This is a genomic window from Ruegeria sp. K3 (assembly GCF_056531845.1).
This window is the reverse complement of record NZ_JBQFMM010000014.1, coordinates 52,395-75,655: the sequence shown is the minus strand read 5'-3', so window position 1 is coordinate 75,655 and position 23,261 is coordinate 52,395. Positions and strand designations below refer to the sequence as shown.

The following is a 23,261-nucleotide window of genomic DNA, read 5'->3' as shown; positions in this document are numbered from 1 at the left end:
CCGTTACCTCAGTGATTTCTCGCTTTTGATCGAAAGCACTTTATGTGAGCACGGTCTGTTTTTCAACAACTTACAGATTCCCACAAAGCCGGGTGTGCGGAATGCCTGAACTCTGCAAAGATTTGGCATCAAATGAAAATCTGCCTCACGAGGAATGAACGTGCTTGATCAACCCAACACAATGTCATCGTTTTGGATGCCGTTTTCGGCCAATCGTGATTTCCTTCGCGAGCCCCGAATGATCCAGTCGGCCAACGGGATGTATTACACCAGTTCTGATGGCCGAAAGGTCATGGATGGTACCGCCGGACTGTGGTGCGTCAACGCAGGTCATCGTGATCCACTGATCGTCGAAGCGGTACAGAGGCAGGTGCATGAGTTGGACTATGCGCCTAATTTCCAGTTCTCCCACCCTCAGGCGTTTGAGTTGTCGGCGAAGCTGACGGCGGTGATGCCTGAGGGAATGAATCACGCCTTTTTCACCAACTCTGGCTCCGAGTCCGTTGATACGGCGCTCAAGATTGCGCTGCATTATCACCGGATGCGCGGTGACGGGGCCCGCACCCGTTTGATCGGGCGAGAGCGCGGCTACCACGGCACCGGCTTCGGCGGAATCTCGGTCGGCGGTATTGTTAAGAATCGTATGCATTTTGGCACGCTTCTCACCGGTGTCGATCACCTGCGCCATACCCATGATCTGGAGAAAAACGCGTTCTCACGTGGATGCCCGCAACATGGGGCAGAACTTGCGGACGATCTGGAACGGTTGGTCGCGCTTCACGATGCGTCGACCGTTGCAGCCGTGATCGTTGAGCCGATGGCCGGGTCCACCGGTGTGCTTCTGCCGCCGAAAGGATACCTAAAGCGGTTACGGGAAATTTGTGACCGGCATGGAATTCTGCTGATATTCGACGAGGTCATCACCGCCTTTGGTCGTTTGGGTGCCGCGACTGCATCGGAGTATTTCGATGTGAAGCCGGACATCATAACGACGGCAAAAGGCCTAACCAACGGTGTCATCCCAATGGGGGCTGTCGTCGTTTCCGATGCGATTTATAACTCGGCGATGGAAAACGCCGATGCGCCGATTGAGTTGTTCCACGGCTATACCTACTCGGCCAACCCGGTGTCTTGCGCTGCAGCTCTGGCGACACTGGAAAGTTACAAGCAGAACGATCTGTTCCGCCGCGCAGCGTTGCTGTCGGGGCCTTGGGAGGATCAGCTTCACGGCCTCAAAGGCCTGCCAAATGTCATCGACATTCGCAATCTGGGACTGGTGGGCGCAATCGAGCTTGCACCACAAGAGGGCGCGCCAGGGACAAGGGGCTATGATGCGATGAAACGGGCCTGGGACGCCGGTCTAATGATCCGGGTCACCGGTGACATCATCGCCCTGTCGCCGCCGCTGATCATCTCGGAACCTGAAATTACGACACTCTGTCAAACACTTGGAGAGGTATTGGCTGACCTGCCATAACCCCTGACTTCCAACCCCAAAAAGGACTGACATCATGAAAGATGCATCCCCGATCGCTTTGATCGGCCACTACATTAATGGCCAAATCGCTGCTCCATCCGGTGAAAAGACCCAGCCGGTATTCAACCCCGCAACCGGGGCACAAACCGGCGCGGTGTCGCTGGCGAACGTCCAGACAGTCGACGACGCAGTGGCCGCGGCAAAAGCATCGTTCCCGAAGTGGTCGAACACACCGCCAATCCGCCGCGCCCGCCTGATGAACAACTTCCTGGCGCTGGTGCGCGAGCACAAGGACGATCTGGCCCGCGCCATCACTGTCGAACACGGCAAGGTTTTCACCGACGCGCAGGGCGAAGTTGAGCGCGGCATCGACATCATCGAGTTTGCCTGCGGCATTCCGCAACTCCTCAAGGGTGATTACACGGAGCAGGTCTCCACGGGCATGGACAATTGGACAACGCGTCAGGCGTTGGGTGTTGTCGCCGGGATTACTCCCTTCAACTTCCCGGTCATGGTGCCGATGTGGATGTTCCCGATCGCCATCGCCGCAGGCAATACCTTTATCCTGAAGCCGTCGCCGACCGATCCGTCCGCAGCGCTGCTTTACGCGGATCTGATGCAGAAAGCCGGTTTCCCTGATGGCGTGTTCAACGTCGTGCAAGGTGACAAGGTCGCCGTGGATGCACTGTTGGAGAACGACGACGTCAAGGCCGTGTCCTTTGTCGGTTCGACCCCGATTGCGAACTACATCTACGAGGTTGGTGCGCGGCACGGCAAACGGGTTCAGGCCCTGGGTGGCGCAAAGAACCACATGCTGGTGATGCCTGACGCCAATATGAACAAAGCCGCCGACGCACTAATCGGCGCGGCTTATGGCTCAGCCGGAGAGCGCTGCATGGCGATCTCGGTTGCTCTGCTGGTTGGCGATGCTGCCGACAAACTTATCCCGGTTCTGAAAGAGCGCGCCGAAACCCTGAAGGTCAAGAATGGCCTTGAGCTGGATGCCGAGATGGGCCCGATCGTTACGGCCGCTGCGCGTGACCGGATCAAGGGTTACATCGACTCTGGCGTTGCAGAAGGTGCTGACCTGCTGGTCGATGGCCGCGACTACACGGTCGAAGGGCATGAGGAAGGCTTTTTCCTGGGTGGCACCCTGTTCGACAACGTCACCCCCGACATGAAGATCTACAAGGAAGAGATCTTCGGCCCGGTTCTGTCCTCCGTCCGCGTCTCGAGTTTCGCGGAAGGCCTGCAACTGATCAATGACCACGAGTTCGGCAACGGCGTAGCTCTGTTCACACGTGACGGCAATGTTGCGCGTGAGTTCGGCAAGCAGGTTCAGGTTGGCATGGTCGGCGTCAACGTTCCGATCCCGGTTCCGATGGCCTGGCACGGCTTTGGCGGTTGGAAGAAAAGCCTGTTCGGCGACATGCACGCCTATGGCGAAGAGGGTGTTCGTTTCTACACCAAGCAGAAATCCATCATGCAGCGCTGGCCCGAAAGCATCTCGGAAGGTGCCGAGTTCGTCATGCCAACAGCAAAATGATCATCCGATCCAAGGAGTGAAGGACATGTTCATTGGTGTTCCCAAGGAAATCAAGAACCATGAATATCGGGTCGGCCTGACCCCTGAAAGTGTCGCAGAATTGGTGTCGCACGGGCATAATGTTGTGGTGGAAACCAATGCCGGTGTTGGCATCGGCGCGGACGACGATGCCTATCGTGCCGCTGGTGCCGAGATTGCTGAAACAGCAGCCGATATTTTCGCCAATGCCGAAATGATCGTGAAAGTGAAGGAACCTCAGGCCGTTGAGCGCGCCATGCTGCGGGAAGGTCAGATCCTCTATACATATCTGCATCTGGCCCCCGATCCGGAGCAGACCAAAGATCTGGTCAACTCGGGCGCAGTCTGCATCGCCTATGAGACCGTCACCGACGACAATGGCGGTCTGCCACTGCTGAAACCGATGAGCCAGGTCGCAGGCCGTATGTCGATCCAGGCCGGGGCCAGCGCGTTGGAGAAAGCCAAAGGCGGTCTGGGTGTATTGCTGGGCGGCGTGCCCGGCGTGAAGCCCGGCAAGGTTGTCGTTATCGGCGGTGGCGTGGTCGGGTTCAACGCAGCTCAAATGGCGGTTGGCCTCCACGCGGATGTCACCATTCTGGATCGCAACCCGGTGGTTCTGGAAAAGCTGGAAAACCATTTCGAGGCGTCGGCCAAGGTCGTCTACTCTACCAAAGCTGCTCTAGAGGAAGAAGTTACCATTGCCGATCTGGTCGTCGGCGCGGTTCTGATCCCGGGTGCTGCGGCGCCCAAGCTGGTCACGCGCGAGTTGATCTCGAAAATGAAACCCGGTGCGGTGGTCGTGGACGTGGCGATCGATCAGGGCGGCTGCTTCGAAACGTCCAAAGCCACCACTCACGCAGAGCCCACCTATGTTGTCGACGATGTTGTTCACTATTGCGTCGCCAACATGCCGGGCGCAGTCGCCCGAACGTCGACCTACGCGCTGAACAACGTCACGCTCCCGCACGCTCTGGCTATTGCCAACCATGGCTGGAAGCAAGCGCTTGCGGATAATCGTCACCTGATGAACGGCCTGAACGTGGCCCACGGCAAGGTGACATACAAGGCTGTGGCCGATGATCTCGGGTACGAGTTCGTCGCCCCGGAACTTTGCTGAATTGAAGCAAAGAAATGTCCCGCCGCGCGTATTGCGGCGGGACACACACCACTGAGGAGGAAACCTTAATGATTACGAAGATAAACCGCCGCGCCCTCGGCGCGATGGGTGGTGCCGCTTTGATCGCTGCAACCGCACTCTCAACGGCAGCCGCAGCAGAAGACATGACGCTGCGATTTGCCGGCGTGTTCCCGATTGACCATCAGGGCACGAAAATGATGGAGCAGGTCGCAGCGGATGTCGCGGCAGCAGACGTCGGCCTGAATATCGAAGTATTCCCGGCAAACCAACTGGGTTCGGGTGAGGCGCTGTTCGAAGATGTTGCACGCGGCAATATCGATCTGGCCTCGGCGTTTATCTATGCCGATACCGACCCGCGCCTTGAGTTTTTGTCCATGCCGTTCCTGTTGGGCGGTTGGGATGACATGCAGAGCACCCTGCTCAACATGGATTCCGAGTTCAACACCATCCTGCAGGAGATCACCGACGAATATGGTGTGACTGTGATGGCGCAGAACCCTGAAGGGTTCATCGGTATCGTTGCTTCGCAAGAGCCGGAGAACTGGAGCAACTTTGACGACAAGGGCATGAACATTCGTGTTTGGTCGTCCAGCGTAGTAAAGTCGATGGTTGAAGAGCTGGGCTACCAGGCGACAACCATGGCTTGGGGCGACATCTTCCCGGCACTTCAGGCCGGTATCGTAGATGGCGCAATCTGCTGCACAAAGACAGCAACCTATTCCATCTTCGCCAAATCGGATGTTGGGACCCACTTTGTCGAGTATAACTCGATCTCGGAACTCACGACATTTTACGCCTCGCAACGGACGCTCGACAAGCTGAATGACGAGCAGCGCGCGGTGCTGCAGGCGGCGATGACCAAAGCCTCCGAAGACTTCTTTGCTTACAACCGCGAGAATGACGAAGTGTTCGGTCAGAAACTGCTGGACAAAGGATACACCATCCTGCGCCTGAACGACGAAGAGCAGGCTGCAATGGCCGCACATGTCCAGGAGACGGTCTGGCCTTCGATGGCTCAAAACGTAGGTCAGGACATCATCGACCGGCTGCTGGCAGCTAAAGAACAACAATAAACACTAAAAGAAGGGCCAGCACATCAGTTGGCCCTTCTTTGTCTTTGGCTCAACAAAGGGAGGGAGAAAGATGTCTAACTCAGAAGCTGACCGTCCATTGGTCGTCGAAAGCGCAGAGAACAAGACTTCGCAAAAAATCACCGACGAACTGCCAATCGTGGTCGGGTATCCATTGAAAGCAGTGGCTTTTGTCATGAGACAGATCGTCATGTTTTCCGGCTTTTTGATGGCGTTCACGTTTGGGGCTGTTGTTGTCATCCGGTATGGATTTGGTGGCGATCTATTTGCCTATGAAGAATGGCTTCTGGGGATCAGTATCATTGGCTTTTTTGCAGGAGCCGTCCTGGCCTCCGCGCGCAATCTGCATATCAACGCAGATATTCTTGGCATCGTGATCCAAAACCCCAGATTGATTTGGTGGCGTGGGTTCATCGTCCTTTTGATTGAGGTACTGGTGATCTTGTTCCTCATGTACGCGTGCTATGTTTCGCTGCTCGATGACTTCTCATTTCCACGGTTGCGCGCGACCCCGGTGCTGCGAATTCCGTTTGTGAGCTGGCGGATTTTTATCATGATTGCCTTTGGTTTCATGGCAACGTTCACGGCTGCTTATCTGTACGTGCATATCCGCAAGGGGCTCGGTCTTCCCCTGAGATCAGAAATGCGTAAAGGAGAAACCCAATGATCATAGGAGGAAGTCTCCTAATTGTCTGCCTAATGCTGCTGTTGGGCGTTAGCGTCTATGTGGCGTTTGGAGCGGTCTTGATTTTCATCGCCATGGTCGGAGATCAATCAATCACCGGCTACTTGCCGACCGGCTCCACGGGCATTCGTTCCCTCGTACTTCTGGCGATCCCGCTGTTCATGATCGCTGGCGGCATCATGGAGAAAGGCAAGATTGCAGCGCCACTTGTCTCGTTGGCTGAAATGTTCATTGGCCATATTAAAGGTGGGCTCAGCGCCGCTGGAGTATTGGCCTGCGGGGTTTTCGGCTCTATCTCTGGTAGTGCGAATGCTACACTGACTTGCATTGGTGGCATCATGATGCCCCACCTGAAAAAGGCCAACTATCCGGGCGGGCAATCAGCGGCACTGATCGTAGCTGCAAGTCCGCTGGGGCTTTTGATCCCGCCAAGTTCCACGATGATCCTTTATGGCTGGGTTGCGCAGCAACACGTTCTGAAGTGCTTTCTGTCTACGGTTCTGCCCGCGTTCATCCTGATCACACTACTAATTGTGGTCAATCAGTTCATGCTGAGGAAATACGACGACATTAACTTGACGGAGCGTCCCAAGCCGTTTTTGCCGACATTTGGTGTCCAGACGCGTCTGGCTGGGCCGGCACTAATGATGCCTCTTATCATTCTAGGTGGGATCTATGGCGGCATCATGACACCAACAGAAGCCGCCGGTATAGCCGTTGTCTACTCGATCCCGATCGCAATCTACTTCTACCGCGGTTTGACCTGGAAGACCTTGGCTCAGACCATTCAGAACTCAGGTGTAACAATCGGTGTTGTCATGGTCATGATCTTCATGGTTCTGATCGTGTCGGACAACCTGATCGCGCAGGGCGCGCCACAGCTTGCAAAGCAGATGGTCTATTCGGTATCGGATAATCCGATTGTGGTTCTGTTGATGATCAACATCGTTTTGATCCTGATCGGGATGCTGATGGACGATATCTCGGGTCTGCTTTTGGCGACACCGATCTTGCTGCCCATCGCGCAGAGCACTGGCATGGATCCGATCCATTTCGCGGCAGTAATTGGTGTGAATCTGGGTATGGCGAACATCACTCCACCAACTGCGCCGCTGCTTTACCTTGGAGCTCAGGTCTGTGATGAACCGGTTTCGCGCATGCTGTGGCCGACATTGATCTTCATCGTCTTTGCATGGCTTCCAACGCTGATGCTGACGACTTTTGTCCCAGAGTTGGCCCTGTTCCTGCCTGATCTCCTGCTCAGCCGGTAGTGGCAAGAAAGCGCAAAAGCCCAAGACGAAATAGCACGCACCCCAACCTTACGGCTGGGGTGCCTGAGCGCCCTCCTAAAGATGGAGTGGGAGAGGCCAGTTCCGCAGAAGAAAACTGAAAACCTAAATACGGAGGTTTAATATGTACGAAAATATTCTAGTCGCGCTGTCCCTGGAGCATGGCATCAGTGAACACGCACTTGCGGCGGCACATGCCCTTGTATCCGAAGGTGGAAAAATCACTGCCGCGCATATTCATGAGCCCCCAAACAGACAGATAATGTACTATATGGACGAAGGGATTGCAGAAAAATCTCTCCAAAAAGCAAAGGCGCGCTTGGCCGAGCGCCTAACAAGTGAGACAGAAGTGTCGTCTATCCTGATCGAGAGCCAATCGGCGGGTCGCGCAATCACCGAATACGCCAACAAACACGGCATCGACTGTATCGTCCTCGCTTCACACAAACCTGGGATGAAAGAGTTCTTTTTGGGTTCCACGGCTGCTCTCGTTGTTCGCCATGCTCAGTGTTCGGTGCATGTACTCCGTCTGTGACGCTGGCACCCGCAACATGTTAGTAACTTTGCCCAGTGAAATCTGCGGTGATAAGCACGTCTCACGGTGACCAAGGTCTAATTTTGGCGTACCTAAAAGAGTTTCACTTTGCGGCATTCGGGAGGTAGGACTCGCGGCCGACCTCGGCGGCAACGCGCCATCCTGTGATATCCTCTTTCGTCAACGTCGGGTTGTCGTTGTGGGCGGGAATGGCGGAAAGGAGGATCAGTTATGGAAACACCAAACTTACCTGCCATTCGCGCGCTTCGCCCAGCTTGGAACAAGGGACGCATCGTCGGTCAAAAACGGCCGTTAAAACCCAAACTCGTCTGGGCAATTCGAGTAAGATTGGAGCTCGCAGAGAACCATCGCGACCTCGCTCTCTTCAATATGGCCATCGACAGCAAGTTGCGCGGCTGTGACTTGGTGAAGATGAAAGTCATTGACATCATGGCCTCTGGTCAGATCAAGGAGCGGGCTTCGGTGCTGCAAAGTAAAACTCAGAAACCGGTCCGCTTCGAAATTTCTGAAGGAACTCGGACCTCCGTCGAGAAGTGGATGGAAGACGAACTCATGGTTGGGTCGGAATACCTTTGGCCAGGGCGTTTCCATGAGCGTTTGCACATTTCAACGCGCCAGTATGCGCGGATCGTGCGTGATTGGGTCACGTCTATAGGTTTGGAAGCAAGCGCATATGGCACGCATTCAATGCGGCGGACAAAGGTCACTCAAATTTACAAGAAGACAGGCAATCTGCGCGCGGTACAACTCTTGCTTGGGCATACTAAGATGGACAGTACCGTTCGGTATCTCGGTGTTGAGCTTGAGGATGCACTTGCCTTAGCAGAGGCCATTGAAATCTGACTACTATGGGCCGCTTTCGTTAGCGGCCCAATCCAGCCGTTCAAGAATATCCGACTCTGCACTACAGCATTCCCCGAAGAAGACATTGCCGGACTGCCCCGCACTTTGGGTGTTCTTGGTCGGTCCAGGTTTAATGTTAGAGTATCATCGGCCCTTGTCCCTAAAGCGGACCTGCATCCAAATCCCAATAGGGTGCGTCGTGCCCGATGCGTTCCACGACGAAATCCAAAAACGCGCGAACTTTCGCTGGCATGTGCTTTCGTTCAGGAAAGACGGCGTACAACGCCTGTTCAGGCAGACGATAGTCGGGCAGCACCCTGACCAGACGGCCACTAGACAGGTGGGCTCCGGCGATAAAGGTCGGCAGGCGACCTATGCCAAGCCCGTCAAGCAGCGCGGTGCACAGGGCCTCACTATTGTTTACGCGCAGAACACCGGATGTCTGAACGCGCACGTCGCCCGCGGGACCGGCTAAGCGCCATTCCGAAGCGTCGCGCGAATAGGCGTAGTGAAGGCAGGTGTGTGACAGAAGATCCTCGGGTATCTCTGGCGTTCCGGACTGCGCAAGATAATCCGGCGCAGCGACAATCACGCTGTGGATCGGGGCGAGTTTGCGTGCGATCAGGGCCGAGTTCGGCAACGTTCCGGCGCGTAAAGCCACGTCGATGCCCCCTTCGACGAGATCGACAAATTTGTCATCCATCGTCAGGTCAATTCTGATCCCCGGATATTGCCTGAGGAATGCAGCAATCATAGGTGCAACATGCAGTTGTCCAAAGGACATGGGTGTACTGAGCCTTAGTAATCCAACCGGTTGCCCCTGCAACGCCGCAACTGCGTCTTCGGCGTCCTGCGCTGCGTCAAGCGCCTGCGCCGCGTGGGCCAGATAGATTTCGCCCGCCTCGGTAAGGGAAATGGACCGCGTCGACCGATGAAAGAGCTGCGTTCCCAGATGGGCCTCCAGCACGCCGATCCGCTTGCTGACCGCTGATTTTGTAAGACCCAGATGCCGGGCGGCGGCTGCGAACCCGCCATGGTCCGCCACAGCAACAAAAACGGGGATAGCGCTAATTTCAGTCATGTTTTGCGATCCTTTGGGCGAATTTTTCTCACCTATAAGTTTCAAATTCACACGATTATCATCAAATAGAAAGCCTAATAGGTATCTGCATGTCCTGTTAACGCCGGAGGCTGCCATGCCCATGATGCTTATCAACGGAGTTCTGCGTGACAGACCGCTCGCCTCGGACGGTCGTTTTCACCGCCTGCAAAGCCCATTCACGAGCCACATCAGCGTGCAACCGGGCGCCGCGTTTCCGAACACGCCCTGCCGGTACCACCTTTACCTGTCCAAAGCCTGCCCCTGGTGTCATGGCATCGATCTGATTCTAACTTTGAAAGGCTTACGCAATGCGTTCAGCATCACATGGATGGACCCGGTCATGTCGGAAAACGGCTGGGTCATCGACCAGACGCTGTTCAACGATCAAAGCGGTGTAGAACGCACCCGCTTCCTTTACGAAGTCTATCAGCACGCCAAGCCGGATTACACGGGTCCGATCAGCGTGCCTGTGCTACTGGACAAGGTTACGGGCCGGATCGTCAGCACCGAATCGGCCGAGATCATGCGCATGCTTCAGACGGAATTTCTCGATGCTGCGGGACCCGATCTTCGCCCGTCCCATCTTTGCGACGAAATCGACCGGATCGCCGAACAAATTCAGTCACCGATCCGCGAAGGCGTCTATCGCGCCGGGTTTGCAACCAGCCAGATCGCGTATGGCGAGGCCGTAACGGCGCTCTTTGCCTGCCTCGACGCGATTGAAGAAACGCTTGGCCAACGCCGGTTCCTAGCCGGAGACGTGCTGACAGAGGTTGACCTGAAGCTGTTTCCGACACTTCTGCGGTTTGACCCGGTCTATGTGACCCACTTCAAGACCGACTACAAACGCATCAGCGACTATGTTGCCCTGTCCCGCTATCTGGCCGACATCATGCGGTTGCCGGGCGTGGCTGACACTGTGGACATGGCCCATATCCGTCAGCACTACTTCCTCAGCCATCGGCACATCAACCCCAGCGGAATTATCCCGATCGGCCCGGCTTCTCTGCGCTTAACCGATGTGCCGGAAATGGGGGCCGCGTGATGCCTGATATTGTCAGAAGATCCCCTGTATCCGCGCTGATCTTGGCCATCGGTGTCCTGGTGGGGGTCAGTTTCACTTTGTCCAAATTCGTCTCGATGGCAGGAATATCAGCTCTGACCGCTTTGTTCTGGCAGGTTTTGCTGGCCAGCATCGCGCTGTTGGCGTTGTGTTTGCTGTCGCAGAAGCGCGTGGCGCTCAACGCGCGGCACATTCCCTATTATGTCGGCGCCGGAGTTTTCGGTGTCAGCGGCCCCGCTGTGATCGGGTTTCTGGTGCTGGAGCATGTGAGCCTTGGGTTCTATTCCGCCCTCGTCACGCTGTCACCGCTGTTTACCTTTGCGATAACGGCACTGATCGCGCGCAGGATGCTGCCGTTGCACCGCCTGGTTGGTATTCTGATCGGCCTTGCCGGGGTCAGCCTTGCCACCATGGGTGGGTTTGACCTGTCGGGAGTCGAGCCGGCGTGGATTGCCCTGTCGCTTTTGGGGCCCTTGTTTCTGGCCTGCGGCAACGTCTTTCGCAGCTATGCCTACCCGCCCGGCGGCGATCCGTTGGGGCTGGCGACCGGAACGCTTCTGTCACAGCTGTTGCTGATTTCCGCCCTAATACTGGGACGCGGCACCACAATCAGCGACGTCTCGGTGCCCCCTGCCCTGCTTGGCGCAATCTTCGGCATCGGATCCATCACTGCGCTCAGCTATGCGCTGACCTTCGAAGTACAGCGGCGCACGGATGGCGTTGGGTTCGCCCAGGTCGGCTATTTTGCCACGCTTTCCGGCATCGCAATCGGGGCAATTGTCTTTCGGGAACCTCTTGGCCTTGGGCTGCTGGGGTCCCTCGCAATCCTGTTCCTTGGGCTAGCCGTCACCAACGGTCACCTGAAACTCCCAACGGTCCTGCATCGAGGGTCACAGGCCAACCAGACTTAGACCCACCGATAACTTTCAAACAGAAAAGGAAACCAAAACATGCAAATCACTGCCCCCACCACAGCGGCCCACGCGCCCCGGATCGCGTCCCTTTATACCGCGGTTGACGCGCTCGACGAAGCGGGCGTTGTTGAGCATGTCACCGAAGACGTGCAATTCCAGCTTGGCAATTTTGAACAGATTGACGGGTGCATAGCCGTGCAAGCCGCGAACGCGGATTTCTTTGCCACGATCCAGGGTATGCAACATACCATCACCGGCATCTGGTCCAGCGGCGATACCGCGTTCTGCGACGGCACCGTACACTATACGCGCAAGGATCAAAGCACACACGACGTGCGCTTTGCTGCAAGGTTCAACTTTCGCGAGGATAGGATCGCGGAATACCGAGTGTATGTGGATATCTCGGGTCTTTGACGCCCCTGGTCAGGGCGGCGCGCATTGCCTGCCGCTCTGGCCGACACAGACAGAAACGGCCATAATTGCGATCCAGCTTCGGAAGAGGGTTCGATGACCGATCGCAGCATTCTGGAACAGCTCATGACGATGTCCGACGACGTCTGGGACCGGCACACAAACCCGTGGAGCGGCTGGAGCCGCCTGAGCATCCCTCCCCTGTTCGTTCTTGCCTTTTGGAGCCGGGTTTGGCTGGGCTGGTGGTGCCTTGTTCCAATCGGGATTGTTGTCTTCTGGACATGGTGGAACCCGCGCGCCTTCAGCAAAACGGGCAACGCGGATAACTGGATGTCAAAGGGAGTGCTTTGGGAACGGATTTGGCTTGCGCGGGCGAAATCGCCAATCCCTGCAAGGCATCGCTGGGTGCCTCTTATTCTGGCCGCTGGTAGTGCGGTTGGTATCGGCCCCTTGGTCTGGGGTCTTTGGCAACTGCAAATCTGGCCAACGCTCTTGGGGCTGCTGCTGACTATGGGTAGCAAACTGTGGTTTCTGGACCGCATGGTCTGGCTGTTTGAAGACACCCGAGCGGCGAGCACCGGGCAAGGAAAATAGCGGCGCTGTGAAATCAGAATGCAGGAGCATCAGATGCCCCTGCCATTCCGGGTCCGCCGGGACACTCTTAAGTTTCTGAGCGCCCATGCGCCAAGGACCGCTGCGACAGGCCCAAAGACATCAGGGACACACCGGCGAATATCAGGTTCAAGCCAGCAAGAACCCCCAGCAGAACAAGGGACGAGCCATTGACGAAACCGGTCAGGATCAGGCCGCCAAGCAGAATGGCCATCGCGCCAGACGCAATCATAAGCGCCATAGATCGCTCCTGACGAGACCGAATGGCAATTACGATCCGCAACACGCCTTCGGCCAGAAAGACCGCGCCAAGCGCAATGGTCAGTGCCAGAACGCCGCCGAACGGATCAAGCAACAGAATAAGCCCCGCAAGCGCGTTCAGTACACCGATGGCCAACAGCCAGAAGAACCCTTTCCAGGCCTTTTCCGCAAATGCCTGAATCGCTGTGACGATGCCTCCGCCCAGCACGACCACGCCGACAAAGGCTTCGACGGCCAGCGTGGACATCAGCGGGAAGGCTACGGCGCACAGCCCTACACAGAGCATGGCGACGCCGAGCACAATCAGCCAGACCGGTCGAGGCTGCCAACCGGCGGCCTCTTCCATGAGCGCGGGTTTCGGCACGGTTTCATTAACTGAATCAGTCATGTCGACCTCCAGGATTAGGGTCAGGCGACCGACTTGTCGAGATGATCGCGATAGGCGGCAACGGCGGCGTGCAAGGCTTCCCAATGGTTCTTCGCCTGATCATGCGCGTCCGTCACAGCGTCTTCGCCTTCTTTCTGGATGCGATCGGCAAGGTCAGTGACCTTGTCTTTTGCTTCCTGCAGATCGGATTGCAGCTTTGTCACCTGCTCCTGGGTCCACTTGTCGGTCGCGTCGCCCGCGTCCTTGACCTTCTGTTCGAACGATTTCAGCTCGTCCTCGACACGGGTATAGTCGTCTTTGGCTTTCTGTACGAATTCGGAAAATGTTGTCATGGTTCAGTCCTTTCATGGGTCATATGTTTGCTGGGCTCTTTTGAGCGCCATGGCCCAGACCCTCGCAGATCCACGGCCCGCATCCGAGTGAGTCACGGTTAAACCGTCGCGCTGTCTTGTGGCGCTGCTCGTCATCGGACAAAGTTGAGCGACGGAGGGAAACATGCTTGCCGAAGTAAGCTCTGCCATCGATCCAAGCGCTATTCAGGAACAGTTGAAGCGCGTCCTCGTCAGTCCGCATTTCGCGGATACCACGCGCCTGAACCGCTTTCTGTCGCATATTGTCGGCGAAGCGCTAGCGGGTCGGTCCGAGACGCTGAAAGGCTATGCAATCGGCATTGACGTTTTCGACAAGCCCGAGGATTTCGACCCCACCATCGACACGATCGTTCGGGTTCAGGCCAATAAAATGCGCAGCCGGCTGGATCTCTATTACGCTCAGGAAGGGCGCGAGGACCCGGTTCGAATACATATTCCCAAGGGGTCCTACGCCCCGGTTTTTGAGATCGCGTTTGACCCCGAACGCCGGACCGATGCCGAAACGCCCCCGGCGGCAACCGGACGGGTCGCGGTGGCCGTGATGCCCTTTGACAACTTGAGCGGAGACCCGTCGCAGGAATATCTGGCCGATGGGTTTACCGAGGAAATCATCTCGGCCATCGCCCGGTTTCGCGAGGTGAGCGTGCTGTCCCGGCACGTCACCTTTCGCTTTCGCGGCCGCGGCCGCGATCCGCGCGCGGTCGGAAGCGAACTCGACGTCCAATATCTGGTCGAAGGCAGCGTGCGACATTGGGACAACAAGCTGCGCGTCACCGCCCAGCTTATTGACGCGGAAACCGGCCAACAGGTTTCCGCGGACACTTATGACCGCGACCTGAGCGCGGACAGCCTATTTGAAATTCAGGACGATATCGCCGCCCGGATCGCCACGGAAATCGCGGAACCCCACGGAGTGATCCATCGAACAGGTGCAGTGCAGCGCAGGGCACAGACGCACACGCTGGATGCCTATCAGTGCAGGTTGCTGGCCACCGAATACTGGCGTGAACCCACGGTTAAAAAACACAAGAAGGTCCGCGACCTGCTGGAGCGCGCCGTTGAGATTGATCCCGAATATGCCGGCGCCTGGGGGATGCTCGCGATTGTCTACGGCGACGAACTGCGCGGCGGGTTCAATTTTCGCAAGTCCCCCCCGCCCTTTGATCGCGCGCTGGAGGCCGCACAGCGGTCGGTCGCTCTGGATCCGCTGAACGCAACCGGCCAGCACGCGTTGTTTTTGACCCATTTTCATCGTGGAGAGTTCGAAAGCTTTGAAGAAGCGGCCGCTAAAGCATTGCGGGCCAATCCGAATTATCCAGACATGTTGGCCGATCTGGCGGCCTGCTTTGCGTTGCGCGGCGATCTTGAACAGGCCGCGAGACTGAGCGCCCGCGCGATCGAGCTGAGCCCCAACCCGCCCGGCTGGTACCACGCAAGCACGTTCCTGATCTGTTTCATGAAAGATGATTACAGCGGCGCGCGTTCAGCGGCGCGCAAAGTCGGTGGTGGCATGTGGAATGGTTCTGAAGTGCTTGAGCTTATGTGCATCCCTTACACGGAACCGGACGCCGACCTGGATTCAACCCTGTTGGCCCTGAAGACCAACATTCCCGATGTTGACCGTTTTATCCAGACGCTCTACGCGATCTGGCATGTGCCATCTGACATCTCACAGAAAATGACTGAGGCGCTGCGCGCAACCGGGGCGCTGGACTGAGGTCCGGCCGTCAGGAATTTAACGGTGACTCACTCTGCCCGTTCGACCACTGTGCGCAGGCTGGTCCTGACATCGCAAACAGACCCGGAACCAACCAATGCTAACTCTGCCTCAGCGCCTTGATCTTATGAAACTCGCAACGGACATCGCAAAAACCAAGGCCAGCTGGTCCGAAGAAAAGCCGACCAAACTGGAAGAGGAAATCCTATCCATTTATGAGAGGCTCAGGCCAGGTGTTGAAAGCGGCAGCGCCTTTGAGAACACCAGCATGTCCGATGTAAAAACCGCGGTTGATGTCGCCTCGACCATCGACGAATTTCTCGATTAGCCGGCCCTACTTCACAAACCCAATCCACGCCGACTCTCATCAGGATGTTGTATGTGTGCAATTCCAACAACTATCAAGTGCGATCGCCCCAACCCGAACCTTAAGCATAGTTCTCTTACACGACGGTAGCGGCACGCTTTCCTGTATTCGCTGCGATTGCGAAAGCTAGCACCAAGATCGGATTTGAGATTTTTGACCCACTTGAGGATGCCGTTATAGACAATAGACTGCGAACCTTGCGACCGAGCATCAATTCTGGACGACACAGCACAATGCCCCAGTTGCATCGCATACCAGACCCTTCTCAAAAGTATTTTTATTTTTCTGATGACGAGCAAGCACGGAACCTGAGCCTGAGTTGATCTTGCTGAGTGCGTTTTCGAGAAATTGGACGCGAACACCCGGCGCCCACGCAACGTTGTTGTTGGGAGCTGCAGGTTCCGCTGCACATATCGCCAACACGTCCTTATTCAAACTAATCAGTCTCTGTGACGAAGGTACGTTTCTAGCAGGTGAGAGATTCCATCCGAACATTTGGTGGTAGAAGTTGTCCGGGAATGCGCCGCCGCGAGATAGGTAGTGTTCGTGCGTAAACTGACGAGCGGGGACAGGATAGTCGTGACGCGAAACAGATATACCGAAGAACGCGCCAAGCGGATCACGCAAGAGGCAGTTCTGACCAACCCCTGGAACTTCAAAGGGCGGTTTCACTACCGATCCTTTGAGATGGGCGGCGAGCTTGGCAGCCTGATCTACGTCTTCGACCTCAATATAAGGAATCCAGCCTTCAAAGGACACCTGATTTTGAGAAACGACCCCGGCCCCTGCCTCTCCATCGAGAGTGGCGAGGACAAAATCTCGATGGCCGCCGCCCCATGCGAAATCTGTGGCGTGTTCGACAATATAGCTCCAACCTGCCACGCTTTCGTAAAATGACCTGGAAGCTTCCACATCAGGCGTGAAAAGATCGTGCCAGACAACTCGGCCAACTTTTTCTTTTGTCACCGCGACTTCATCCAAACTGCTTCCGTTCGCCATAACTCTCGTTTGCGGTCCAAATATTGATGCAGATCAATTTGCGCGGTTCTGGTCCGTGAAATCACTTAATTCAGTGGCTCCGTTGGCGGTCAGCCATTCTGCAAATTTACCCATAGCATCCGTTGCGGGGCGATCCGAAGGCTAGGCGAAGCAATATTTACCAGCGTTAACGGCTTCACTGAAGGGTTGTATCAGGCGGCCGTGTTCGGTGTAGCGTTCGAACATGGGCACAGATAATAAGGCCGCCCCAGTACCAAAGGTGGCCAACTCGGCAAAGGCCACTGATCTGTCCAGAATTGGTCGCTTTACACGCGGGCAAATCGTTCCAACTGCTTCGAACCAACCTGGCCATCCGGCACCCTGAATTACGACGGTACCGCGTCGGCTGCATATTGAGACAGGAATTCCTCTGAGGGTGGGATCTGAGTGATAACATCAATCAGTACCCCGTTTGGATCGCGATATATCGCATGGCGTTGGCCAAACGGCTCGCTCACAAGTGACTTTGCCACCGGAACTCCTTCCGACCGAAGTCGTTCATCCACTTTGTCGACATCCTCGACTTCAAAATTGAGGATCATGCCCTTAGACGCACCGCGGGAAACCTCCGGGATCGTCTCGTGGTCCGACTGGACGATCGCGAGATTGACCGACGGATCCGCTTCACTTTGTAGATGCACATACCAATCCGCCTCGAACGCTGCGCGGAAGCCAAAGTGACGTTTATAGAACTCTGCCGTCTCAGAAACCGTCTCAGACTGAATGACCGGATAATATTGAGTGACACGCATTTTTGATCTCCTTAACTTACATGCACTTTGTATGTATCATCAATTTGCAAATACATGCAAGATGTATGTAAGGTGCTTGTAGTGATATTCGGAGCCGTTAAATTTGCCCCCAGAAAAACCCGCCCGACGCAGCCAGGCAGACCGACGCGCCGAAACGCGTGCCAAACTCGTAGAGGCTGCCCGCAAATTGTTTGTGGATTCGGGATTTGCCGACACTGCAACCCCAGACATCGTACGTAAAGCCAGCGTCACCCGCGGCGCGCTGTATCATCATTTCAAGGACAAGGCTGACCTTTTCCGCGCCGTCGCAGAAGAGGAGGCCAAAGCAATCTCACACCATATTGACCAGGAAACGCGCAATGTGGCCGATCCCGAACAGGCCATGATGGCAGGATCGAATGCCTTTTTTGATGCGATGTTGGTTCCAGGTCGGGTGCGCCTCCTGATGGAAGAGGCCCCAGCGGTATTAGGGCACAGCACCGCTGTCGCGTTGACCCGGGCCAATGGAACAGAGGAACTTCGTGAAGGGCTTTCGCGGGCTCTTCCTAAGCATTCACCAAAACAGATCGATGCTTTGACTAATTTGTTGTCGGCCGCGTTTGATCGCGCCGCTCTTGAGATCGCCTATGGGGGCGATCCGGAGGTCTACAAGGAGGTTATGAACCATTTGATTGGTGAAGTACTCAAGGGCAACTAGCAGACCTCGGAAGCCCCGCAGTATGGGTCCCTACCCTTTCTTCCGTGAGTTACTCGGCCCAAACAGGTCATTCACCGGCCGGTCACATGCTGTGGTCGCAGCCCGCATTGCGGACATTGGCGCTCGCGCGAAATTCTCAGAGCTTTTTGATGACCAAATCGCGCACCAAGCAGTCATCCGAACTAAGTAATTCCACTTTCATCCAGCACGAATTCAACCCGTTCGTTCACGGATACCTTTGGTAAAACTAAAACCTCGTAACCAAGGTCATTCAAAGCACATTCTATGCGATGATACTCTTCTACCGCAGCTTGAAAATCATGTTTGCGTTCAGCGTCACTTTCGAAAATCTCTTTCCAAGGTGGAAACAAGAATACAGGCTCGGAGTAAACACGGGCGTCGCCAATCGTTTCACCTAGCGATGGTCCGCGCGAGTATTCTAATGCAACCGCCGCATCAATGAGCCCCCTGTCAAAAAACACTGAACCTTGATGTTGTCGAGCCGCTTCTAAGTCAGATCGAGCGATTTCGACGGCGCGCATGGCGAAGGCTTTCATGTTTCTCCAAGGCAGGGCTTTGCCGTCACCAGCAATTTCTTCCTCTACGATACGCCGACCCGGTTCCGATACGGTCGCGAAACCACGCTCACTCAAGGCATCGAGAAGCGTGGATTTTCCACCACCTGAACAACCCGTCAGCAAGATGAACCCATTTCTCAAGGATCAAACCTCGTCATCTATTCAATTCATGATCACGTTTGAAAACGCAGTGATATTTCAGGCTATGATAAGGCTTTAGTCCCACCTACGACAGTGCGGCCCGATAAAGCTGTGAACTCATTTCCCTTAAATCCAAAGCTGTAGGATCGAAACCAATAGGAGTGTCGCCATTGCTCCATTGAAGATGTGCCAATGACGGTCAGTACGCAATAAATCTGCGATGAACCCTCCTGCCAAAACCCAAAGCGACAGGGAAACACAAGCGCACGCCAGAAACACAGCGGCAAGAATGCTGCCAAGCAAAAAGGGATCTGAGACCAAGTTGGAGAAAGATGAAGCGACTCCCACCGCCATCGCCCAAGCCTTTGGATTGACAAGCAACAGCGCCGCCCCGACGAGGAAACTCATGGGTTGTGCCTCGCTTAAGCGCGTGGCCGAAGGTGATCCGGCCAACCCAATTTTCAGTGCCAGCCAAACAAGGTACCCTGACCCTATTGCTTTAATAGCAGAATTCAGAAAAGGCGTGGATTGCAGCGTGGCCGCAAGACTGGTTCCGGACACGGCCACCAGCAGCGCGAGTGCAATGGCGATCCCTAGAATCAAAGGCAGGCTTTGCCGATAGCCAAACCGCGCGCCAGAAGCTGTTGCAAGCGCTGTTGCCCCACCGGGAGAGCCGGTGGCGATCAGCGCAAAGAGTATAAGAGCCCAAATCTGATCCGGCATGTGTCATCCAGGTCAGCGGGCCGCAGTAACTTCGATTTCAACGAGAAGATCTGGTGCTGCGAGGGCAGCAACGACCAGCGTAGTTACCGCTGGCGGATGTCCTTGGTTCCAACGGGCCTGACGCAGTTTGGAAAGCTCGGGCAGGAAAACCGCGTCGGTGACATAGTAAACAGCGCGCAGAATGTCGGACGTATCCAGATCGCCGTCTTTGAGAAGTGCCTCAACGTTGTCCATCGCCTGATGGCATTGCTGCTCGAATCCCGTATGGGTTTTGCCATCCGGAGAGACGCCGATTTGCCCTGACAAAAACAAAAACGACTGCGGAGCAGTGATCTGGGTGCCGTGCACATAGATACCTTGATACTGTTCCGGTACAGCGCGCAGCGAGGCCGGAGCCAAACGGTTAATCATCTGATTTCCTTTGCGTGTTCGTAGTGTTGCCGCCGAAAACTTGGGCGAAGTCGAACATCAACACCAACAAAACATCAGGGTCAGGCATCAATGTTTGTTTTGGCTCGCTCAGCTCTGATCGGTAATACTGACGATCCGACCGGCTTCAACACGAAACGCAGATGCGCCGCGGAATCGCGGCTGCTGCCCTGCTTTCCACCCATTTGGCAAATCAGCTGAAACCACCGCTGAATAGTCGATCTCAACCAAGGTAACAGCTTCGACCGTTATCATGTTTGTCACCGTTTGCTGACGGCTTTTGAACGCTTGCACGCCGGCAGAGGCCAAATCGGAAAAGGCTTGTTTCCCTGACGTTTCGACCGTGACATCTCCGTCGACGATGTTTCGGAACACCACGTCATCAGAAAGGCACGCGATCAAACTGGCCACATCCATCTGGTTGTAGGCCTCTATATAGGCTGCAATTACTTCGGGAAGGTCACTCATACTATGTCTCGCGCAGTGCCGGATACCCGTACCGAGTTACCTTTTACATCATCTAATGAGACACTGATTAGTGAAGGACTGCCCATGTCTTCACCCTGCCGAATGGTGAATTCACCCCCATGTGGCCAGTTGCAGTCGCGCAGGTACCCTGCAAAGGCTGCAGCTGCCGCGCCCGTTGCCGGGTCTTCCAGAACACCTCCCGAAGCGAATGCATTGCGCGCAATGAATGTCTGATCGGTTTCTATGAAGACAAGCATCGCAGTGACCAAATTATGATCGCGCATCACCTGCCGCCCCTTGTCGAGATCATATGTCATTCCAGCCAGTCGGGTTCGACTCTTCAGCGGCAGTACGACGTGATCAGCACCACCATGGATATGTGCCGGGGCTAGGCGCGGATCGAGGTCATCCGCTGTCAGATTGAAGAGCGTCAGGATATCGCGCGTTTCACTATCTGTCATGGCGCGGCTTTTGGTCGGGGGTGACGACAATGTGGCCACCACGCCGTCGGGTGTCGTGTCCGTGTCCACTGTGATCGTGGCGTCATTCAGGGTCAGGGAATAGGTGCCAGCCCCACTGTGTCGCCCGAGCGCGGCGCCCAGAGCAATTGTTGCATGGCCACAGAATGGAACCTCAGATTCAGGAGAGAAGTAACGAACGCGCCAACTCTTTTTCCCGCCATCCTGTGGTACGGCAAACGCAGTCTCTGAATATCCGACCTCAGCCGCGACCCGGGCCATTTCCTCGACACTGGCGTCGCTTTCCAACAGTACCACACCTGCCGGATTTCCACCTTCCGCTCCTTGGCTAAATGCCGCAATACGCTGGATATCCATCTTTGTTTCCTTAGTTCTGCTTGCGGCAAACTATCGGAAAGACCCGGGAAATGTCCCAGCACTGATGAAGGGCAAATTGAAAATCTTCTTTCACATCATTGCCCGGTTCTCTAAACTTCCTTCATGTCGAAAGAACTGGATCAAACAGACTGCCGAATCGTAGAGCTTCTCGATTCCTATGGCCGTACCAGCCTCGCAGACATAGGAAAGAACGTAGATCTCTCCGGCCCTGCCGTCGGGGAACGCCTGCGCCACCTTCAGGAAAGCGGATACGTCACGGGTTTTGGTGCCCGTATCGATTTGAAACGTTTTGGCTATACAATCCAGGCTCTTGTCAGGATCAAACCAAGAAGTGGGCAGCTTCACATTGTAGAGAAGATGATCGAGGAGCAGCCTCGCTTTATGTCATGTGACAGGGTCACTGGCGACGATTGTTATGTCGCGCGACTGCTTTTGAAAGAGATCAGCGAACTCGACGATATCCTTCTGCTCTTCCACGACCGAGCTGAGACCAACACGTCCATCGTAAAATCTTCGATCTTCGAGCACAGATTGCCGCCCCTCGACCAGCCCTAGATCTCGGAACGGCTTTTGGCATCTACGAGCGCCAGTCCTTGGTCTTTGCTTCCAGCCATTTCCTGAACCGCCGTATCTTTTGCGAATTGCGGTGGCTCTCCGGGTAGACAAGCCAGTAGCCTGATCCATCTTCACAAGTCAGATTGAACGGTTGAATCAATCGCCCGCTTGCAAGCTCATCCTTGAAGAACGCAGGAGTCAGCATTGCGACGCCCTGGCCAGAAATGGCGGCGTTGGCTTCCAATACCTGCGGGCCGAAATGGTGGCGGATTTCGTCTGACAGTTCCGGCCTTGCCAATCCCGCCTCTGCAAGCCAACGGTTCCACCATGGATCGGAGGGTGACAGGATGTGGAGGCGCATTAGGTCCTTGGGATCCTGAACGCCGCCGATGCTTTCAGCCAGATCCTTGCTCAACATTGGGGTAAAACGGGTTTGGATTAGCAGATGGCTCGATAGCCCACGCCAGTCGCCTTTGCCGCCGCGAATGGCAACGTCGAAACCGCTGGAGACAAAATCGGTCAGGGTTTCACTCACTTCCACCCGCACCGCAATATTGGGATTTTCCACCTGAAATCCCCCCAGGTGCTGTGCCAGGAAATTGGTGGCAAATGTTGGAATGACGCTGATTGCAAGCTTTTCCTGAGAAACGCCTTTGGCCTCGGCAAATGCGTCACTCAGAACGTTGAGCGCGTCGGTCGCCTTTTCTGCGAAACCAGCTCCAATGTCTGTCAGGGATACTCCGCGCGCCTCGCGGCGGAAGAGTGGTGCGCCGACCCGTTCCTCAAGGATCTTTATCTGATAGCTGACAGCAGCCTGAGTCATCCCAAGCTTGTCTGCCGCAACTGTGAAGTTTTTGCACCTCGCGGCCTTCTCAAAAACCCGAATTGCAGCCAATGGCGGAAGATCACCTCGGGAAGCCATTTACGCTCCTTATGTGTTTGGACTCTGTTTTGTTTGTTTTATTGCCATTCAACCGGTCAAACGTATGCCAGCCATCAAATCAATGAATGCGAGGACCATATGAAAAGGCTGGCGTATTTTCAAATCTATCTGAATCGACTTAATGCAACCCGCGGGAAAAAAACCGTTCACTTAGGTGAGTTTCAACACTGGTCTGGCCACATGAAAAGGGACATTGGCATGGATTACCCAGCGCCACCGGAAAGGTGTTAC

General features: G+C 55.5%; 27 protein-coding genes. 16 read left to right on the top strand and 11 right to left on the bottom strand.

Going from position 1 to position 23,261, the window contains the following annotated elements:
- Window positions 1–154 precede the first annotated feature (154 nt).
- The 8 genes from aptA to ACR0MP_RS20200 all read left to right on the top strand — a co-directional run bounded on the left by aptA (window position 155) and on the right by ACR0MP_RS20200 (window position 8,643).
- Window positions 155–1,477 (top strand): omega-aminotransferase AptA, encoded by a 1,323-nt coding sequence (gene aptA, locus ACR0MP_RS20235; RefSeq protein ID WP_480887688.1) that lies wholly within the window; start codon window positions 155–157, stop codon window positions 1,475–1,477.
- Between the two features lie 34 nt (window positions 1,478–1,511).
- Window positions 1,512–3,023, top strand: coding sequence for a CoA-acylating methylmalonate-semialdehyde dehydrogenase (locus ACR0MP_RS20230; RefSeq protein WP_480887689.1), 1,512 nt, complete (start codon window positions 1,512–1,514; stop codon window positions 3,021–3,023).
- A 25-nt stretch (window positions 3,024–3,048) separates the two neighbouring features.
- Complete coding sequence (gene ald / locus ACR0MP_RS20225) at window positions 3,049–4,158, top strand: alanine dehydrogenase (protein ID WP_480887692.1); 1,110 nt, start codon at window positions 3,049–3,051, stop codon at window positions 4,156–4,158.
- Between the two features lie 104 nt (window positions 4,159–4,262).
- Window positions 4,263–5,252, top strand: a complete 990-nt coding sequence (gene dctP / locus ACR0MP_RS20220; RefSeq protein WP_480887794.1) for a TRAP transporter substrate-binding protein DctP — start codon at window positions 4,263–4,265, stop codon at window positions 5,250–5,252.
- 70 nt (window positions 5,253–5,322) lie between these two features.
- The gene (locus tag ACR0MP_RS20215) at window positions 5,323–5,937 is read left to right on the top strand and encodes a TRAP transporter small permease (protein WP_480887693.1); all 615 of its coding nucleotides are present in this window, start codon (window positions 5,323–5,325) and stop codon (window positions 5,935–5,937) included.
- The gene (locus tag ACR0MP_RS20210; protein WP_480887695.1) at window positions 5,934–7,226 is read left to right on the top strand and encodes a TRAP transporter large permease; all 1,293 of its coding nucleotides are present in this window, start codon (window positions 5,934–5,936) and stop codon (window positions 7,224–7,226) included. Before ACR0MP_RS20215 ends, ACR0MP_RS20210 begins: the two co-directional genes overlap by 4 nt.
- Window positions 7,227–7,368: 142 nt before the next feature.
- Window positions 7,369–7,779, top strand: a complete 411-nt coding sequence (locus tag ACR0MP_RS20205; RefSeq protein WP_480887696.1) for a universal stress protein — start codon at window positions 7,369–7,371, stop codon at window positions 7,777–7,779.
- 231 nt (window positions 7,780–8,010) lie between these two features.
- Window positions 8,011–8,643 (top strand): tyrosine-type recombinase/integrase, encoded by a 633-nt coding sequence (locus ACR0MP_RS20200; RefSeq protein ID WP_480887698.1) that lies wholly within the window; start codon window positions 8,011–8,013, stop codon window positions 8,641–8,643.
- 160 nt (window positions 8,644–8,803) lie between these two features.
- On the opposite strand, the gene ACR0MP_RS20195 is transcribed toward ACR0MP_RS20200, so the two are convergent.
- Window positions 8,804–9,724, bottom strand: coding sequence for a LysR family transcriptional regulator (locus ACR0MP_RS20195; protein WP_480489043.1), 921 nt, complete (start codon window positions 9,722–9,724; stop codon window positions 8,804–8,806).
- A 115-nt stretch (window positions 9,725–9,839) separates the two neighbouring features.
- On the opposite strand from ACR0MP_RS20195, the gene ACR0MP_RS20190 reads away from it, so the two are divergent.
- The 4 genes from ACR0MP_RS20190 (at window position 9,840) to ACR0MP_RS20175 (ending at window position 12,727) form a co-directional block, all read left to right on the top strand.
- Window positions 9,840–10,790: a glutathione S-transferase family protein gene (locus ACR0MP_RS20190; protein WP_480537486.1), complete on the top strand. Its 951-nt coding sequence runs from the start codon at window positions 9,840–9,842 to the stop codon at window positions 10,788–10,790.
- Window positions 10,790–11,719, top strand: coding sequence for a DMT family transporter (locus tag ACR0MP_RS20185; protein ID WP_480506372.1), 930 nt, complete (start codon window positions 10,790–10,792; stop codon window positions 11,717–11,719). The genes ACR0MP_RS20190 and ACR0MP_RS20185 overlap by 1 nt, the downstream gene beginning before the upstream one ends.
- A gap of 39 nt (window positions 11,720–11,758) precedes the next feature.
- Window positions 11,759–12,136: a nuclear transport factor 2 family protein gene (locus tag ACR0MP_RS20180; RefSeq protein WP_480506371.1), complete on the top strand. Its 378-nt coding sequence runs from the start codon at window positions 11,759–11,761 to the stop codon at window positions 12,134–12,136.
- 93 nt (window positions 12,137–12,229) lie between these two features.
- Window positions 12,230–12,727 carry a DUF6653 family protein gene (locus ACR0MP_RS20175; RefSeq protein WP_480887700.1) on the top strand — a complete coding sequence of 166 codons (498 nt, stop codon included), beginning with the start codon at window positions 12,230–12,232 and terminating at the stop codon, window positions 12,725–12,727.
- 67 nt (window positions 12,728–12,794) lie between these two features.
- On the opposite strand, the gene ACR0MP_RS20170 is transcribed toward ACR0MP_RS20175, so the two are convergent.
- Window positions 12,795–13,394, bottom strand: a complete 600-nt coding sequence (locus ACR0MP_RS20170) for an HdeD family acid-resistance protein (protein WP_480887702.1) — start codon at window positions 13,392–13,394, stop codon at window positions 12,795–12,797.
- A gap of 20 nt (window positions 13,395–13,414) precedes the next feature.
- Window positions 13,415–13,726 (bottom strand): hypothetical protein, encoded by a 312-nt coding sequence (locus ACR0MP_RS20165; RefSeq protein WP_170451072.1) that lies wholly within the window; start codon window positions 13,724–13,726, stop codon window positions 13,415–13,417.
- Between the two features lie 163 nt (window positions 13,727–13,889).
- On the opposite strand from ACR0MP_RS20165, the gene ACR0MP_RS20160 reads away from it, so the two are divergent.
- A complete protein-coding gene (locus ACR0MP_RS20160; protein WP_170683955.1) occupies window positions 13,890–15,482 on the top strand; it encodes a tetratricopeptide repeat protein in 1,593 nt (530 codons plus the stop codon).
- 97 nt (window positions 15,483–15,579) lie between these two features.
- Complete coding sequence (locus ACR0MP_RS20155) at window positions 15,580–15,810, top strand: hypothetical protein (RefSeq protein ID WP_480489035.1); 231 nt, start codon at window positions 15,580–15,582, stop codon at window positions 15,808–15,810.
- A gap of 249 nt (window positions 15,811–16,059) precedes the next feature.
- Here the strand turns inward: ACR0MP_RS20155 and ACR0MP_RS20150 are convergent, their stop codons facing one another.
- Window positions 16,060–16,830: a VOC family protein gene (locus tag ACR0MP_RS20150; protein ID WP_480489033.1), complete on the bottom strand. Its 771-nt coding sequence runs from the start codon at window positions 16,828–16,830 to the stop codon at window positions 16,060–16,062.
- Window positions 16,831–17,213: 383 nt separating this feature from the next.
- Window positions 17,214–17,639: a VOC family protein gene (locus ACR0MP_RS20145; protein WP_170728043.1), complete on the bottom strand. Its 426-nt coding sequence runs from the start codon at window positions 17,637–17,639 to the stop codon at window positions 17,214–17,216.
- A 103-nt stretch (window positions 17,640–17,742) separates the two neighbouring features.
- Here ACR0MP_RS20145 and ACR0MP_RS20140 point away from each other — a divergent pair, with 103 nt between their 5' ends.
- The gene (locus tag ACR0MP_RS20140) at window positions 17,743–18,336 is read left to right on the top strand and encodes a TetR/AcrR family transcriptional regulator (protein WP_480489031.1); all 594 of its coding nucleotides are present in this window, start codon (window positions 17,743–17,745) and stop codon (window positions 18,334–18,336) included.
- Window positions 18,337–18,518: 182 nt separating this feature from the next.
- Here the strand turns inward: ACR0MP_RS20140 and ACR0MP_RS20135 are convergent, their stop codons facing one another.
- The 5 genes from ACR0MP_RS20135 to ACR0MP_RS20115 all read right to left on the bottom strand — a co-directional run bounded on the left by ACR0MP_RS20135 (window position 18,519) and on the right by ACR0MP_RS20115 (window position 21,511).
- Window positions 18,519–19,055 (bottom strand): AAA family ATPase, encoded by a 537-nt coding sequence (locus tag ACR0MP_RS20135; RefSeq protein ID WP_480887704.1) that lies wholly within the window; start codon window positions 19,053–19,055, stop codon window positions 18,519–18,521.
- A gap of 126 nt (window positions 19,056–19,181) precedes the next feature.
- The gene (locus ACR0MP_RS20130; protein WP_480887706.1) at window positions 19,182–19,778 is read right to left on the bottom strand and encodes a LysE family translocator; all 597 of its coding nucleotides are present in this window, start codon (window positions 19,776–19,778) and stop codon (window positions 19,182–19,184) included.
- A 12-nt stretch (window positions 19,779–19,790) separates the two neighbouring features.
- On the bottom strand, window positions 19,791–20,189 hold the full coding sequence (locus ACR0MP_RS20125) for a RidA family protein (RefSeq protein ID WP_480887707.1): 399 nt from the start codon (window positions 20,187–20,189) through the stop codon (window positions 19,791–19,793).
- Between the two features lie 108 nt (window positions 20,190–20,297).
- Window positions 20,298–20,675 (bottom strand): nuclear transport factor 2 family protein, encoded by a 378-nt coding sequence (locus ACR0MP_RS20120; protein ID WP_480887709.1) that lies wholly within the window; start codon window positions 20,673–20,675, stop codon window positions 20,298–20,300.
- Window positions 20,672–21,511, bottom strand: coding sequence for a PhzF family phenazine biosynthesis protein (locus ACR0MP_RS20115; protein WP_480887711.1), 840 nt, complete (start codon window positions 21,509–21,511; stop codon window positions 20,672–20,674). Before ACR0MP_RS20115 ends, ACR0MP_RS20120 begins: the two co-directional genes overlap by 4 nt.
- 123 nt (window positions 21,512–21,634) lie before the next feature.
- Between ACR0MP_RS20115 and ACR0MP_RS20110 the strand changes: the two genes are divergently transcribed.
- Window positions 21,635–22,087 (top strand): Lrp/AsnC family transcriptional regulator, encoded by a 453-nt coding sequence (locus tag ACR0MP_RS20110; RefSeq protein WP_480887713.1) that lies wholly within the window; start codon window positions 21,635–21,637, stop codon window positions 22,085–22,087.
- 22 nt (window positions 22,088–22,109) lie between these two features.
- Here the strand turns inward: ACR0MP_RS20110 and ACR0MP_RS20105 are convergent, their stop codons facing one another.
- On the bottom strand, window positions 22,110–23,009 hold the full coding sequence (locus ACR0MP_RS20105) for a LysR substrate-binding domain-containing protein (RefSeq protein ID WP_480887715.1): 900 nt from the start codon (window positions 23,007–23,009) through the stop codon (window positions 22,110–22,112).
- Window positions 23,010–23,261: the final 252 nt, after the last annotated feature.

Coding starts and splice junctions, on each gene's coding strand:
- ACR0MP_RS20230 (WP_480887689.1), top strand. CDS start 1,512: ATGAAAGATGCATCCCCGATCGCTTTGATCGGCCACTACATTAATGGC.
- ACR0MP_RS20215 (WP_480887693.1), top strand. CDS start 5,323: ATGTCTAACTCAGAAGCTGACCGTCCATTGGTCGTCGAAAGCGCAGAG.
- ACR0MP_RS20110 (WP_480887713.1), top strand. CDS start 21,635: ATGTCGAAAGAACTGGATCAAACAGACTGCCGAATCGTAGAGCTTCTC.
- ACR0MP_RS20180 (WP_480506371.1), top strand. CDS start 11,759: ATGCAAATCACTGCCCCCACCACAGCGGCCCACGCGCCCCGGATCGCG.
- aptA (WP_480887688.1), top strand. CDS start 155: ATGAACGTGCTTGATCAACCCAACACAATGTCATCGTTTTGGATGCCG.
- ACR0MP_RS20160 (WP_170683955.1), top strand. CDS start 13,890: ATGCTTGCCGAAGTAAGCTCTGCCATCGATCCAAGCGCTATTCAGGAA.
- ACR0MP_RS20115 (WP_480887711.1), bottom strand. CDS start 21,511: ATGGATATCCAGCGTATTGCGGCATTTAGCCAAGGAGCGGAAGGTGGA.
- ACR0MP_RS20105 (WP_480887715.1), bottom strand. CDS start 23,009: ATGGCTTCCCGAGGTGATCTTCCGCCATTGGCTGCAATTCGGGTTTTT.
- ACR0MP_RS20165 (WP_170451072.1), bottom strand. CDS start 13,726: ATGACAACATTTTCCGAATTCGTACAGAAAGCCAAAGACGACTATACC.
- ACR0MP_RS20195 (WP_480489043.1), bottom strand. CDS start 9,724: ATGACTGAAATTAGCGCTATCCCCGTTTTTGTTGCTGTGGCGGACCAT.
- ACR0MP_RS20190 (WP_480537486.1), top strand. CDS start 9,840: ATGCCCATGATGCTTATCAACGGAGTTCTGCGTGACAGACCGCTCGCC.
- ACR0MP_RS20155 (WP_480489035.1), top strand. CDS start 15,580: ATGCTAACTCTGCCTCAGCGCCTTGATCTTATGAAACTCGCAACGGAC.
- ACR0MP_RS20205 (WP_480887696.1), top strand. CDS start 7,369: ATGTACGAAAATATTCTAGTCGCGCTGTCCCTGGAGCATGGCATCAGT.
- ACR0MP_RS20125 (WP_480887707.1), bottom strand. CDS start 20,189: ATGATTAACCGTTTGGCTCCGGCCTCGCTGCGCGCTGTACCGGAACAG.
- ACR0MP_RS20170 (WP_480887702.1), bottom strand. CDS start 13,394: ATGACTGATTCAGTTAATGAAACCGTGCCGAAACCCGCGCTCATGGAA.
- ald (WP_480887692.1), top strand. CDS start 3,049: ATGTTCATTGGTGTTCCCAAGGAAATCAAGAACCATGAATATCGGGTC.
- ACR0MP_RS20130 (WP_480887706.1), bottom strand. CDS start 19,778: ATGCCGGATCAGATTTGGGCTCTTATACTCTTTGCGCTGATCGCCACC.
- ACR0MP_RS20210 (WP_480887695.1), top strand. CDS start 5,934: ATGATCATAGGAGGAAGTCTCCTAATTGTCTGCCTAATGCTGCTGTTG.
- ACR0MP_RS20120 (WP_480887709.1), bottom strand. CDS start 20,675: ATGAGTGACCTTCCCGAAGTAATTGCAGCCTATATAGAGGCCTACAAC.
- ACR0MP_RS20200 (WP_480887698.1), top strand. CDS start 8,011: ATGGAAACACCAAACTTACCTGCCATTCGCGCGCTTCGCCCAGCTTGG.
- dctP (WP_480887794.1), top strand. CDS start 4,263: ATGGGTGGTGCCGCTTTGATCGCTGCAACCGCACTCTCAACGGCAGCC.
- ACR0MP_RS20175 (WP_480887700.1), top strand. CDS start 12,230: ATGACCGATCGCAGCATTCTGGAACAGCTCATGACGATGTCCGACGAC.
- ACR0MP_RS20145 (WP_170728043.1), bottom strand. CDS start 17,639: ATGCGTGTCACTCAATATTATCCGGTCATTCAGTCTGAGACGGTTTCT.
- ACR0MP_RS20185 (WP_480506372.1), top strand. CDS start 10,790: ATGCCTGATATTGTCAGAAGATCCCCTGTATCCGCGCTGATCTTGGCC.